12 protein-coding genes and 1 tRNA gene are annotated in these 12,837 nt (G+C 68.5%); 5 read left to right on the forward strand and 8 right to left on the reverse strand.

The window, feature by feature from the left end; all coding sequences use genetic code 11:
* Window positions 1–66 precede the first annotated feature (66 nt).
* Window positions 67–831 (forward strand): polysaccharide deacetylase family protein, encoded by a 765-nt coding sequence (locus tag ACGFNN_RS19730; RefSeq protein WP_393557429.1) that lies wholly within the window; start codon window positions 67–69, stop codon window positions 829–831.
* A 137-nt stretch (window positions 832–968) separates the two neighbouring features.
* Here the strand turns inward: ACGFNN_RS19730 and ACGFNN_RS19735 are convergent, their stop codons facing one another.
* The 3 genes from ACGFNN_RS19735 to ACGFNN_RS19745 all read right to left on the reverse strand — a co-directional run bounded on the left by ACGFNN_RS19735 (window position 969) and on the right by ACGFNN_RS19745 (window position 4,557).
* Window positions 969–2,426 (reverse strand): glycosyltransferase, encoded by a 1,458-nt coding sequence (locus tag ACGFNN_RS19735; RefSeq protein ID WP_393557431.1) that lies wholly within the window; start codon window positions 2,424–2,426, stop codon window positions 969–971.
* A gap of 396 nt (window positions 2,427–2,822) precedes the next feature.
* Entirely contained in the window at window positions 2,823–3,161 is a 339-nt protein-coding gene (locus ACGFNN_RS19740) for a thioredoxin family protein (protein ID WP_393557433.1), read from the reverse strand.
* Between the two features lie 256 nt (window positions 3,162–3,417).
* Entirely contained in the window at window positions 3,418–4,557 is a 1,140-nt protein-coding gene (locus ACGFNN_RS19745) for a PucR family transcriptional regulator (RefSeq protein WP_393557435.1), read from the reverse strand.
* A 130-nt stretch (window positions 4,558–4,687) separates the two neighbouring features.
* On the opposite strand from ACGFNN_RS19745, the gene ACGFNN_RS19750 reads away from it, so the two are divergent.
* Together ACGFNN_RS19750 and ACGFNN_RS19755 are read left to right on the forward strand one after the other, a co-directional pair.
* The gene (locus tag ACGFNN_RS19750; RefSeq protein ID WP_393557750.1) at window positions 4,688–5,698 is read left to right on the forward strand and encodes a ferredoxin reductase; all 1,011 of its coding nucleotides are present in this window, start codon (window positions 4,688–4,690) and stop codon (window positions 5,696–5,698) included.
* Window positions 5,699–5,705: 7 nt separating this feature from the next.
* The gene (locus ACGFNN_RS19755; protein WP_393557437.1) at window positions 5,706–6,824 is read left to right on the forward strand and encodes a fatty acid desaturase family protein; all 1,119 of its coding nucleotides are present in this window, start codon (window positions 5,706–5,708) and stop codon (window positions 6,822–6,824) included.
* 255 nt (window positions 6,825–7,079) lie between these two features.
* Here the strand turns inward: ACGFNN_RS19755 and ACGFNN_RS19760 are convergent, their stop codons facing one another.
* Window positions 7,080–7,703 carry a TetR/AcrR family transcriptional regulator gene (locus ACGFNN_RS19760; protein WP_393557439.1) on the reverse strand — a complete coding sequence of 208 codons (624 nt, stop codon included), beginning with the start codon at window positions 7,701–7,703 and terminating at the stop codon, window positions 7,080–7,082.
* Window positions 7,704–7,838: 135 nt separating this feature from the next.
* Here ACGFNN_RS19760 and ACGFNN_RS19765 point away from each other — a divergent pair, with 135 nt between their 5' ends.
* Together ACGFNN_RS19765 and ACGFNN_RS19770 are read left to right on the forward strand one after the other, a co-directional pair.
* Window positions 7,839–8,633 carry an alpha/beta fold hydrolase gene (locus tag ACGFNN_RS19765; RefSeq protein WP_393557440.1) on the forward strand — a complete coding sequence of 265 codons (795 nt, stop codon included), beginning with the start codon at window positions 7,839–7,841 and terminating at the stop codon, window positions 8,631–8,633.
* Between the two features lie 5 nt (window positions 8,634–8,638).
* Window positions 8,639–8,791 (forward strand): hypothetical protein, encoded by a 153-nt coding sequence (locus ACGFNN_RS19770; RefSeq protein ID WP_393557442.1) that lies wholly within the window; start codon window positions 8,639–8,641, stop codon window positions 8,789–8,791.
* Window positions 8,792–9,054: 263 nt separating this feature from the next.
* Here ACGFNN_RS19770 and ACGFNN_RS19775 read toward each other — a convergent pair whose 3' ends face one another.
* The 4 genes from ACGFNN_RS19775 to ACGFNN_RS19790 form a co-directional block, all read right to left on the reverse strand.
* Window positions 9,055–10,476, reverse strand: coding sequence for an ATP-binding protein (locus ACGFNN_RS19775; RefSeq protein ID WP_393557444.1), 1,422 nt, complete (start codon window positions 10,474–10,476; stop codon window positions 9,055–9,057).
* 525 nt (window positions 10,477–11,001) lie between these two features.
* Window positions 11,002–11,634, reverse strand: a complete 633-nt coding sequence (locus tag ACGFNN_RS19780) for a hypothetical protein (protein WP_393557446.1) — start codon at window positions 11,632–11,634, stop codon at window positions 11,002–11,004.
* Complete coding sequence (locus ACGFNN_RS19785; RefSeq protein WP_393557448.1) at window positions 11,631–12,068, reverse strand: hypothetical protein; 438 nt, start codon at window positions 12,066–12,068, stop codon at window positions 11,631–11,633. Before ACGFNN_RS19785 ends, ACGFNN_RS19780 begins: the two co-directional genes overlap by 4 nt.
* Window positions 12,069–12,325: 257 nt before the next feature.
* Window positions 12,326–12,399: transfer RNA gene (locus ACGFNN_RS19790), tRNA-Gly, on the reverse strand.
* Window positions 12,400–12,837: the final 438 nt, after the last annotated feature.

Below are 12,837 nucleotides of genomic sequence, written 5' to 3' on the forward strand. Positions count from 1 at the left end.
TGCACGGGTGTTCGTGTGAACTCATGGACTCACGGCATCGGCGGAGGCGGCAAAGGGGCGGCGACCATGGCAAAGCACAAGGGCAAGGGCTGGCACGGACGGCTCCTCGCGGCCGGGCTGGGTGTGACGGCGCTGGCCGCCGCCACCTCCGTGTGGACCGCCCAGGCCGAGCCGACCGGTGGTCGCGAGCCGCAGACGCGTGTTCCGGCCTCGGCGCCGGTGTCCGAGGTGTCGACCGAGATCGCACACGCCTCCGACCGTGGCCCCGAAGGGGTCAACATCACCATCGACGACGGGCCCGACCCGGTCTGGACGCCCCAGGTGCTGCGACTGCTCAAGGAGAACGGCGTCAAGGCCACCTTCTGCATGGTGGGCACCCAGGCCCGGGCCTACCCGGACCTGGTCAAGCAGGTGGTGGCGGACGGTCACCGGCTGTGCGACCACACGGTCGCCCACGACACCACCATGGACACCCGGTCCGAGCCCTACCAGTCGCAGCAGATCCTGGACGCCGAACGCATGATCACCGAAGCGTCGGGCGGCGTCCGGCCGCAGTACTACCGTGCCCCGGGCGGAGCCTTCACCCCGTACAGCCGGCAGCTCGCCGCGTCCCGGGGCATGCGGCCGCTCGGCTGGAACGTCGACACCAAGGACTTCGAGCGTCCCGGCGCCGACGCCATGGTGGCCACCGTCAAGAACGAGATCTCCAACGGCCCGACCGTCCTCTTCCACGACGCGGGCGGGGACCGTTCCCAGACGGTGGAGGCCCTGCGCGAGGTGCTGCCCTGGCTGAAGCAGCAGGGCTACTCCTTCGGCTTCCCCGTGCGGTGAGAGGCAGGCTCCCTGGCCGTGACCCCCGGCTTCCCGTGCGGTGAGAGGCAGGGCGCGCCCCGGTCTCCGGGCTTTGCGGTGCCTGTCCGGGAAACCGGCACCGGGCCTGCCGTTGCCCGCCCGGCCCGGTGACCCGACTACGGGACGGACACCGAGCGGCCGGCAGCCGCTCCGGCCGCTCCGGGCGCGTGCTCCCGCGGGGTGCGGACCACTTCCACACCGTCCCGGGTGCCCCAGCGGTTGACCCGGTGGCAGGTGGCCATCGAGTAGAAGTACAGCGGCCGCAGGATCACCGCCCGCCACGCGGAGGCCAGCGGCGCGAGGGCGAACAGGAGCAGAGCCTGCCGTCGGCGCATGTCGCTGCGGCGGACGGTGAACAGACGCAGCGCCATCAGATAGCTCATCGCGGTGCCGATGACCAGGGCGGCACCGATGAGGTCGCCGGTGTGAGCCCGCAGCCCGGGATCGGCGACGATCACGGCGGGGATGACGATGCCCAGGGCGATGTGGACGTACTCGGCGATCGTCGACCAGAAGACGATGCCGGTCAACGGCATGTAGCGCAGCCACCACAGGTGGCGGACGGTGGTGCCCCGCATCCAGCGCAACTGCTGGCGCATGTAGTGCGACCAGCGTTCGGGCGCGAGGGTGAAGACCAGCGAGGAGGGCTGGTGGACCGTGTCACCGGCGAGGAGCCCGTAGAACGTGAGCATGGAGTCGTCGTTCATCTGCATCGCACGGCCCCGGAACGTCTCGTTCTCGTAGACGCCCGCGGCATCCCGCACGATCTGCGCCCGGTAGAAGGCGAGAGTCCCGGAGTTGATCGTCACCCGCCCCAGCACGGACTGGGCGGACCGCAGGCCACGCGTGAACGGGAGATACAGCAGGTTGATCATCCGGGTCAGGGCGTTCGCGTCGTGGTTCAGGACGACCACCTGCCCGGCGACGGACGTCACCCCGGGATCCGCGAACGGCTTCAGCCCTTCGGCGATCGCCTCGGAGTCCAGCAGGGAGTCGCTGTCCAGGGTGACGAACACGTCCGCGTCATCGGTGGCCAGGACGTGCATCTGGGCATGACGCTTGCCCCGGTTGGGCGTGCGGTCCCAGGTGGCCTCGACCCCGTGCGCCACGGCACGCTCGAAGAACTCACGACGCACGTCGTCGTAGGTCATCGGCACGCCGTCCTGGACCGACCCGTCGTCCACGACTCGGATGCGCTGCACCGGACGGCTCTGCGTCAGCAGCGAGTGCAGGCAGCCGCGCAGGGCGTCCGGGTCCTCGTTGTACACCGGGATCTGCACGGTGACGCTCAACCGGTCGAGTGCTGCGTCCGCCTTGGCCGAGGCCTTGCGGGGCCGCTCCAGCCAGGACAGCGGAACCCACCACAGCAGCAGGAACGAGATCAGCCAGGGCAGCGCCAGACCGCGCTCCCCGCCCGTGAGCGAGGCGACCACGCTGAAGACATGGGCCACCCCCCAGGCCAGAAACGCGGTCAGCGGCACCGCCCCCAGCAACAGCAGTCCGGCGGACGACGTGTGCCTGGCACTCGGCGACGGAGCCACCCCGGGCCACTGCCCCGGCACGTGGCCCGTCACAGTTCGACCGGACCCTTGCCTCGCCGAAAGGAAACGCGCACGAGAACCGCACCCACCAGCACCGCGGCCACACTGACCGCCACCAGCCACAGCTGACCCGTAGCCAGCCCGGTTGCCGCCAGAGTGCTTCCCGGACCCACGATCGAACCGTACGGCATTTCGCCTCCTTGGTGATGTACAACCAAGAAGGGTATATAGGCCATGAATCGCCTATAGAGGGATGTTGTGCCCATAGGGTGTGTGTGTCTTGTGAGAGGTGCCGGTCGCTTGGGAGTCAGCGCTTCCGCGCACGACCTCGAACCGCCCTGCGGTGATGAGGCGGGACATGGGCTGCCAACCGCCCGCGTCCGCTTCGAACGTGAGGAGAAGCGGCGTTCAAGGCGCCGCGGCGGCCGCTCAGAGGTGACCGTCCAGGAACTGCCGTACCTCATCGACGGTCATGGGCCCCGTGCCGTGCGCCACCGCCGCTCCCTCCTTCAGCAGGAGGCAGGACGGGGCTCCGGTGATCCCGTATCGCTCGGTTGACGCCGGGCAACGCGTGATGTCCGTGCGGACGACCGTCAGGCGGGCCGTGCAGTCGGCGGCGATGTCGCTCATGACGGCATCCATCACCCGGCAGGGCTCGATCGCCTTGGGCCATGCCCCGATGAAGTACGCGAGAACCGGAACCGTGCTTCTCCCGAGGATGAAATCGAACTCCGCGTCCTCACGAGGCCGGTGAACCAGTCTTGTCATGGGAGCTCCTGACCTCACGTTTCGTACTCCGTCCCATCATCCCTCGTGCGATGCGCAGGTCGGCCCTGCCCGGGGCGTCCGGCCGGCTGCGGGGAGGCAGGTACGGGCCGCCGCAGGACGGAGGTGGTCCCTGGGACGAGCGGCCCGGCCCCTTGCCCCGACGGCCGGAAGCCGTTTCCCGGGTCACAGCGGCTCTGCACCGGGAACGAGCACGATCTCCGGACGCTCGTGGACGCGGCGGTGGACGGGTAACGCGTCAGCTGACCCGGAGACCGACCGCCAGTGTCAGTTCGAGGACCCGCTGTGGTGACGCGAGATCGGGAAACAGCTCCCGCAGCTGCGACATCCGGTATCGGACCGTCTGGGGATGCACGAACAACGCCGCCGCTGTCTCGTCCCGCCTGCCCTGGTGCAGCAGCCACGCCCGCAACGTCTCCTCCAGCCGTCGTGCGGTTGCGGCCGGCAAGGTCTGCAACGGTGCGAGGGCTCGGGCGCGCAAGTCTGCGAACGCGTCCACGTCGGCGCTGAGCACCAGGTCGGGCAGGTGGTCCTCGGTGTCGCGAATGTCGGAGGAGAGGGAGCGCGCGCGTAGGGCTCGCGCGTACGAGGCGGACGCGCGGGTCCACGGCCGGGCCGGGCCGACCACGGCGGTGCGTTCGGTCAGCTGCCGTAGGAGACGTGATCGGTCGGCATCGGGGACGAGGAGCACACCGGTGGCATCCGGCAGATCGTCGAGGACGAGGGTGCTCGGGTCGAGTGTCCGGTAGGCAGGCCGGGCCTGGGCGGCTGGCAGCAGGACGGCGGTCAGCGAAACCGGAGGCTGCCACCTGGCCCGTTGGCCTGAGGCCAGCAGCACGTCCGGGCTCGCGCCGGCGAGGAGGTCACGGGCCAGGTGTTCCAGGTGACGCTCATGGGCTCTGCCCCGGGCGGCGAGTTCGTCGGCGTGGCCCGCGGCGCTCGCGGCGGAGAGCTCGTCGATGTAGGCGAAGGTCAGCTCGGCGAACTTCGCGACCTCGGCGGCGGGCAGACCCGCGGGCACGGCACCCGCCGCCAGACAGCGCCAGGCGACCCGGGCGCCGACGCGGTAGGCGCTGAGCAGGGCGTCCATGGAACGGCCGTCGCGCACCTCGCCGCGGCCCAGCTCGTAGGCGGCGTCCCCGCCGTCGCCGCCTGTGGCGTTCCCGCTCGCAAGGTCCAGGTAGTGACCGAGGGCGGTGTGGACGGCTCTGCGGATGGTGGCGCCCATGCGGCCCGACAAGGCGTGGGCGTAGGGAGGAACCTCGTCGATGATCGCCTGGACCACTTCGTCGGCGGTGGTCTTGAGCGCGGCCCGAAGGGCGGTGACCGTCGTCTCGTCCAGGGTCAGTTCGCTGGCCCTCCGGATTGCATAGCTCATTTTTGTTCCCTGCGAACAATTCGGCCGACCAGATTTATGTCCTGTGGTCAGGACTTTACGCCCAGAGGCGCAGCAAGCTGGGGTCATGACGAGTGGAGCCCTCCGCAGCAGGGCGTGGAAACTGCTGGAGATGGTCACGACGCCGCTGCTGCCGTCCGACTACCTCGACCTGGTCAGCCCGCTGCGTGCGGGCGCCGACCTGTGTGGGCGCATCGAGGCCGTGCACTCCGAGACCGAGGACGCGGCGACTGTCGTGATCAGGCCGGGGCGGGGCTGGCGCGGCCACACAGCCGGCCAGTACGTGAGGATCGGGGTCGACGTCGACGGAGTGCGCCTGTGGCGTGCCTACTCCATCACCTCGCCGACGAACCGCCGGGACGGCCGCATCACGATCACGGCGAAGGCGATCCCGGACGGCAAGGTCAGCAACCACCTGGTCCGCAGGGCGAAACCGGGCACGCTCGTCCAGCTCGACCAGGCGACCGGAGACTTCGTCCTGCCGCAGGCCAAGCCCGCCAAGGTGCTCTACCTGACGGCCGGCAGCGGCATCACGCCCGTGATGGGCATGCTGCGCGACACCGAACTCGACGACGTCGTCATGGTCCACTGCGCGCCGAAGCCGCAGGACGTGATCTTCCGCAAGGAACTGCACAGCCTGGTCGTGGACAGGAAGCTTCGGCTCACCGAGGTGCACACCGACACCGACGGCAAGCTCGACATCGCCCGTCTCCAGGAACTCGTGCCCGACTGGGCCGAGCGCGAGACCTGGGCCTGCGGGCCCGCAGGTCTGCTCGACGCCGCCGAAGAGCACTGGACCGAACAGGGCGTCCGAGAACGCCTGCACACCGAACGGTTCCGCGCCGGCGTCATCGTCGCCGGCGAGGGCGGCGAGGTCACGTTCAGCGCCACCGGCAAGACCATCGACGCGGACGGCGCCACCCCGTTGCTCGACATCGGCGAGGAGGCCGGCGTGCTCATGCCCTCCGGGTGCCGTATGGGCATCTGCTTCGGCTGCGTCACCCCGCTCAAGGCCGGCGCTGTCCGAGACCTGCGTACCGGCGAGATCACCGAGGCCGAGCCGGGCGTCCTCATCCAGACCTGTGTGTCCGCCGCTGCGGGCCCCTGCGACATCGAACGGTAGGAGCACCGTGACCGCCATCGACCCCACCGCCCACCTGACCGCGGAGCAGATCGAGGAACTGGGTCGCGAGCTGGACGCCATCCGCGACGAGGTGATCGCCGACCGCGGCGAGAAGGACGCCGCCTACATCCGGCGGGTCATCTCGGCGCAGCGCAAGCTGGAGCTGGTCAGCAGGGGTGTGCTGCTGTTCTCGATCTTCCCGCCCGCGTGGCTGATCGGCACCGCCGGGCTGTCCGTGGCGAAGATCATGGACAACATGGAGATCGGCCACAACATCCTGCACGGCCAGTGGGACTGGATGCGCGACCCGAAGATCCACTCCACCACCTGGGAGTGGGATCACGTCTCGCCGGCCGATCAGTGGAAGCACTCGCACAACGAGCTGCACCACACGTACACCAACGTGATCGGCAAGGACAACGACCTCGGCTACGGCATCATGCGCGTCGACGAGGACCAGCGGTGGCACCCCTTCCACCTCGGCCAGCCGCTGTGGAACTTCCTCAACGCCTGCTTCTTCGAGTACGGCATCGCGGCGTACGACCTGGAGCTCGGGAAGAACCTCACCAAGCGCCGCCGCAAGAACCCGGAGTTCCGCGCGCGGGCCAGGGCCGTGGGCCGCAAGATCCGTAAGCAGGTGCTCAAGGACTACGTGATCCACCCGCTGCTGTCGGGCCCCTCGTTCCTCACCACGCTCGCCGCCACGTTCACCGCGAACCTGGTCCGCAACCTCTGGACCCACTCGGTGATCATGTGCGGGCACTTCCCCGAGGGCGTACAGGTCTTCGAGCGCCGGTCGATCAAGGGCGAGACACGCGGCCAGTGGTACCTGCGTCAGATGATGGGCTCGGCGAACATCAGCGGCAGCAAGGCCATGCACTTCATGACCGGCAACCTGTCGCACCAGATCGAACACCACCTCTTCCCGGACCTGCCGAGCAACCGGTACGCCGAGGTGGCGGTGAAGGTGCGCGCTCTGTTCGAGAAGTACGAGCTGGAGTACGTCACCGGCCCGCTGCCCAAGCAGGTGTTCTCCGCGTGGCACAAGGTCTTCCGGCTCGCACTGCCGAACAAGCGGCCCAAGGTCGAAGCACCGGACCGTGAGCGGGACCTCATCGCCGCCTGACTCCCCCGGCCGCGCCTCAAGCCCTTGGCGACGTTCAGCTCACGGCCGCAGTCGGGATCATGCGATGGAAGAGGTCCTCGCGAGTGACTCCCGCCAGGGGTGTGGAGCGGGGCGCACATCGGGACGTCGAGCGCCAGGAAGGCGAAGGAGCCGAGCGAGTCGGCCGCTGCCTGCCGGACCTCCGGCTCCGGATCACCCAGCAGCAGCACCTCGGGCGGGGCCCGTTCCCGCGCCGTTCTTCGCGGCCGGCGCATCTCACGGGGTGGCCGGAGCTCGGTACGCGGCGAGGAAGGCGCGGGTGCCGGCCGTCGCGTAGAGGTCGAGGTCTGCTTCTGTGTGCCGGGCGTCGCCGTGGAACATGGCCTGGTTCACGGGGATCCACAGCAGGAGTCCCGCGAAGTGGTGTGCGGCCAGTACGGGATCGTCGGTGCGGAGCACACCCCGGTCGGTGAGGCTTCGGAAGGTGGCTGCCAGGGTGACCAGGACCCGCTCGAAGCCTTGTTCGTACCAGGCTGCGCCGAGTGCGGGGAAGGCGTCGGCGTTGGCGATGATCAGCCGGCGCAGCCGGATGACCTCGGGCCGGGTGAGGGTCGCCAGGAGCCGGCGGGCGACACGGGTCAGGTTCTCGTCCAGGTCATCGGCCGTGGCGGGGACGTCGGCCACCAGGTCGATCGTGCCGTCGATGCGGTCGGTGGTCGCCAGGATGATCTCGGAGAAGAGCTTCTCCTTGTCCGCGAAGTGCTTGTAGACGGTCTGCTTGGAGACCGCGGCCAGCTTCGCGATGTCGTCCATGCTCGTCCCCGCGTACCCCTTGTCCAGGAACACGGAGGTCGCGGCGTCCAGGATCGCCTGGTGCTTGCGTGCCGAACGGCTGTCCATCGTCGACTCCTCTTGTCCGTCGTCATCCCGCCCCGAAGGGTACTGGACTGACCAGTACTCTTTTGAGTACTGTACCGTCCAGTTCCGGAGCGGCGAGGTATTCCGGCCGGACCGACACACCTATGGGGGTTACACATGGACAAGGTCCTCTCGGCCGACGGCACCGCCATCGCCTTCGAACAGCAGGGCTCCGGCCCCGCGCTGGTTCTCGTCGGCGGCGCCTTCATGACGAGGCACGCGTCGGCGGAGCTCGCCGGCCTGCTGTCCGAGCACTTCACGGTGTTCACCTACGACCGCCGGGGCCGTGGCGACAGCGGTGACGGGGCGGTGTACGACGTGAAGCGCGAGGTCGAGGACCTGGACGCCCTGATCGAGCGCGCCGGTGGCGAGGCCATGCTGTTCGGCATGTCCTCCGGCGCCGTGCTGGCGCTCGATGCGACGGCTTGTGGCAGCGCCGTGACCCGGCTGGCCCGGTACGAGCCGCCCTTCGTCACCGACGACAGTCGTCCACCGCTGCCCGGCGACTACGTCGCCCACCTGGAGGATCTGGTGGAGCGGGGCGCGTGCGGCGACGCCGCCGCCTATTTCATGACCGCCGCCGTCGGCCTGCCCGAAGAGGCCGTCGACGGCATGCGCCAGGCCCCCTTCTGGGCGGACATGGAGGCCGTCGCCCGCACACTCCCCTACGACGGCCGGATCATGGGCGACACCATGTCAGGCCGCCCCCTGCCCACCGACCGCTGGCAGTCCTTGACCGTGCCCGTCCTCGTCGGCAGCGGTGACGCGGGCGCACCCCACATGCTCACCGGTGCCCGCGAACTCGCCGGCCTGGCCGACAACTTCATTCTCCAGGTGTTCCCCGGCCAGGAGCACGCCATCGCCCCCGCCCTCCTCGCCCCCGCCCTGACCGCCTTCCTCGCCGCCGAGTAGCAGGCATGAGTACGGTCTTCGCGAGCCTGGGCATGTCCCTGGACGGCTTCATCGCCGGCCCCTTCGACGGCGTCTCGCCGACCCTCGGCCTCGAACCCGCACGGGTGGTCTCCTCGCCCCGGGTCACCCACCTTGGCTATCTGCTCACCGCTCCCTAGTGCCTGGAAGATCCGCACGACGACGAAGGCCCCGGTCGTTGACCGGGGCCTTCGTGCAAGAGCGGGTGACGAGAATCGAACTCGGCTCTGAGCTTGGGAATCAACGGTTCTTGAACCGTCGCATTGGCTCTGGCCTGCATGTTTGGCCGGAACGGCCTAGGGTGGCGTGGTCTCTGGGCGCCGTACTTGACCGCTGTTGTCCGCTCCGAAGGGCGCGGATGGGGCACGAACGCGGTCACTGCGGGGAAACGGCCCTCGGTGTGTCACGCCCAAGCGGTGATGAGGTCGTCGGGGGTGAGGCTGAGGATGCCGTTGGCGCTGCTTCCGCTACGGGTGACGGCGAGCAGGGGGGTGGAGTCGTCGGTGCCGGGCAGTTGTGAGCGGTGGGTGACGAGTCGGGCGAGATCGCGGTTGTCGAAGGGTTTGTTCTCCAGCCACTTGATGGATCCGACGAAGGTGATCTTCTTGGCGACAGGAGATCGGTCGGCGCCGACGAGGTCGATTTCAGGGTCGTTGGTGCGGGTCCAGTAGCCGCCGATCACGTTGGTGGCCTCGGGCAGCCGGTCGTCGGTCAGGCGCCACAGGGCCTCGCGGATCACAGGTTCGACGGCGCGGCCCCGCCAGGACGTCCAACTGGTGCGGATCGATTCGAGTACACGGTCTCCACGCCCGCGCTCGATCATGGGGATGCCGGGCCCGAGGAAAGAGAGCCAGAAGCGCAGGTATGGATCGGCGACGTGGTATCGGCTCTCGCGGCTCGGCCTGGTGGACAGCGGAAGGTCGGCCGCCACCATGCGTCGGCTGGTGAGGAGTTCCAGGGAACGTTTCAGAGAACCTGGATTGAGGCCGCCGGCTGCCCGGCCGATCAGGGTGAAGGTGCGTTCCCCGTGTCCGATGGCGCTCAGCACGGTGCGGGCCTGTGCCTCTGTGGGGAACTCGGCGGCCAGAGTGCGCTCGCCGCTGACGAGGAGGGCGGACGTCGGACGGGCCAGCGCCTGCTCCAGGTAGCCCCAGAGGGTGGCACCCGGAGGCCATTCCTCGAGGACGAGCGGGAGGCCGCCGGAGACCAGGAAGGCGTCGAACGCCTCAGCCGGCGGGAGGTCGAGCATGGCGGCGACCTCGGTCGGATTGAGCGGAGGTACGACCATCTCGGTGGCACGCTGGTAGAAGGGGCGACCGTAGGTGTTCAGCTGCTCCATCATCGCGATGTCCGAGCCGATGAGGACGAGCAGTACGGGGAGCTTGGACAACGTCCGGTCGAACGCCTTCTGCAGCGCGCCCTCGAAAGTGGGGTCCTCGCGCACGAGGTAGGGCATCTCGTCGAGCACGACCACGCTGGGCGTGTCCTGAGGCAGGGCACTGGCGAGCAGGCTCAAAGCCGCGTCCCAGGTCTGCGGAGTGGCGAAGTCCGCGACACGGCCGGCGTCGGGGAGTGGAGAGACGGCGAGCTCGGCGGCGAAGCCTGCCAGGTCCTCGGCCTTCGAGCCGCCTACTGCGGTGAAGAAGACATGAGTAAGCCCGGAGCGTTCCAGGAACTCCTCCACGAGCCGGGACTTGCCGACGCGTCGGCGCCCTCGGATCAGTACGGCGCGCCCGGGCCGCCCGCTGCGTCCGCCGGTCCGTACAGGGGTCAGTAGGTCATCAAGAAGGCCGAGCTCCGTACGACGCCCAACGAATCCGTTCACAGGTTCCACCTCGCCGATCGTTCATCCTCCGCAGGGCAGGTTACTTTCCTCAATGAAAGTTGCGCAAATGCAAGGCTTTCTCGTAGTTGTTGCCGACGTCCCGTGGGACTGGGGGAAGATCAAGGCCGCCTTGCACGCAGCGGGCCCGTGTTATGACACGCCAACTCGACGGCGCCCGGGGGCGATCGACGTCAGTAGCGGGCGCCGGGCGCCGGGAGGTGTGACTGATGGGGCTGCGTCCGCGCACCTCCGGCAGTCGACGCATGCCGACGCGCCAGACAGGCCTCGCCTTGTAGATGTTGTTTGAAGCCAGGCTCGGGGCGTGATGGCCGGGTGGAAGGGCGCTGGACAGCGGTAAGAGGGGCAAGGTGCGGAGGTGATACGGGATGGTCGGGCCGACTGGTCAGAGAGGGATGATGCGAACCTGGCTGCCGCAGAGCGTGGTCATGCAGAGGGCAGGCGACAGCAGGAAGTCGCGAGCGGACTGGACGGCCTCGTGCGGTCCGCCCGCAAGAAGGCTGATCGTTACCAGGTGGTCAGGTCGACCGAGTAGGCGCAGTGGGGGTCGAATGTGTCCGTCACCCAGCGTTCCTCTTCGTCGACGAGTGAGGGCAGGGCTGCTAGCAGGGCTGTCAACGCACCGGTGAGCTGTACGTCGGCCGCAATCAGTCCGTCGGCCATCTCACCTGCGAGGTAGAGACGCATGCGGTCCTGCCCGGTGAAGAGGAACCCGCAGAGTGCCGGGCTGGGCGGACTCTCGATGAACGGCCAGGCCAGAGTGCGCAGCAGGCGCAGCGCTTGGTCCGTACGGGTCGAGTCGGCAGGTTCGAGGACGGTGGTGTCCACGGGGACGAGCGGCATGCTCATCACGGTCGCGTCCGTTTCGGGGAGGGGGCCGGATGCGAGCGTGCGCGTCCAGCCGAGGACAAGCGGGGCGGTCACCGGTTCCTCGTCCTCGTCCGACAACGGGACTTCATAGGCCACCAGTTCGTGTGGCGCCACCGCGTCGACGGCTCCGGTCACGACCCGGACTGCATCCCGCGCCGGCAGCACACCGCGCAGGAAGGTCCCCCCGGCAAGGGGCACCGCTGTGTAGTCGAGGAGGAAGCGCGTGATGTACGCCTGCTGCTCGAATGTCTCCCCGCCGGGGTCGTTCACTCGTTGATCCAGTCCGGGCACCTGTTCATGCCCTTGCAATAGGCGGTGATGACACCGATCTTCTTGCCCCTGCCCGCGTCGTACTCTCCATCGGCCGTGCGGCGCGCGTACTGCACGATGACCACGATCTCGACCAGCCTGGTCTGGTTGCGGGCGATTGCGTAGTACTCGAGTCTGCCCCCGTTCTTCTTGTCGACCTTCCCGGCCAGGGCAGCGTCGACCACCCGGCACTTCTTGATGTTGTGTTTGCGGGAGAAGTGACTCCAGCCGAGTTCGGCGTTGCCGTAACGCGTTGGGATCACCCGTCCCTCCGGGTCGGTCTCCTCACATTTCACGTTCTTGTTCCAGTGCGGGGCCGCTGACGCCTCGCCCACGAGGGCGGCTGCGAGGCAAGCGCTCGCGACGGCTGTGGATAGCATCCTGATCGTCTTCATGACCGGACCGTGCCACCCCACTGCACGGCATAGTCCTTCCCCGCGGCCGGAATCGTTTCTCTTCGCCTGGACGGGTTAGGTCCGGTGGGCGTGAGGGGACGTTGCTGCCCGGTTCTGCTGCCTCATGCCGTTGGAGGGAAGGCCATCAAGGTCTCTGGCGGCCTGTAGAGGTCAAGGTGGTGCGCGGTCCGTGTGCGACCACTCAGACTGGTCCGGACAACGAAAGAAGCCCCGGCCGCTGGCCTGGGGCTTTTTCGTGGAGCGGGTGACGAGAATCGAACTCGCGCTCTGAGCTTGGGAAGCTCATGTTCTACCATTAAACTACACCCGCGAAGCGCGCCGATGATCGGCGATGCATCGTCGCACACTCTACCCCATCGCAGGCCCCCGGCGTGTCAGCCGTGGGGCCCGCGTGGCGTTTCGAGGGGTGGATGCCGGTGCAGGCAGGGCGAGTTGAGGGCGTAGCGTGGGGGGTCGGAGTGCCGCCTGGAGTGGCGTCCTGTTCATCCCCTAATGTGGCGGTCTCGTCCAAGGCTGGTTGGGGAAGGGACTTGATGGAGTCGATGGAGCGCACCGTCGTCCGCTGTGCCGAAGGGCACGTTTTCGCTACCTCGTCGTTCCCGATGCAGCAGCTCGGGTCCGAGCGGATCGGTCCCGGGCGGCTCATCCGCTGTCCGCGGTGTGCGCGGTTGCGGCAGGCCGTTCCCGTGGTGTTCGAGGAGCGCTAGCGGGGCGCTTGCAAGGTAGTGGGGCAGACGCGCGAGGTGGT

The sequence above is a fragment of the Streptomyces sp. NPDC048590 genome (assembly GCF_043199535.1).
Taxonomy (GTDB): domain Bacteria; phylum Actinomycetota; class Actinomycetes; order Streptomycetales; family Streptomycetaceae; genus Streptomyces.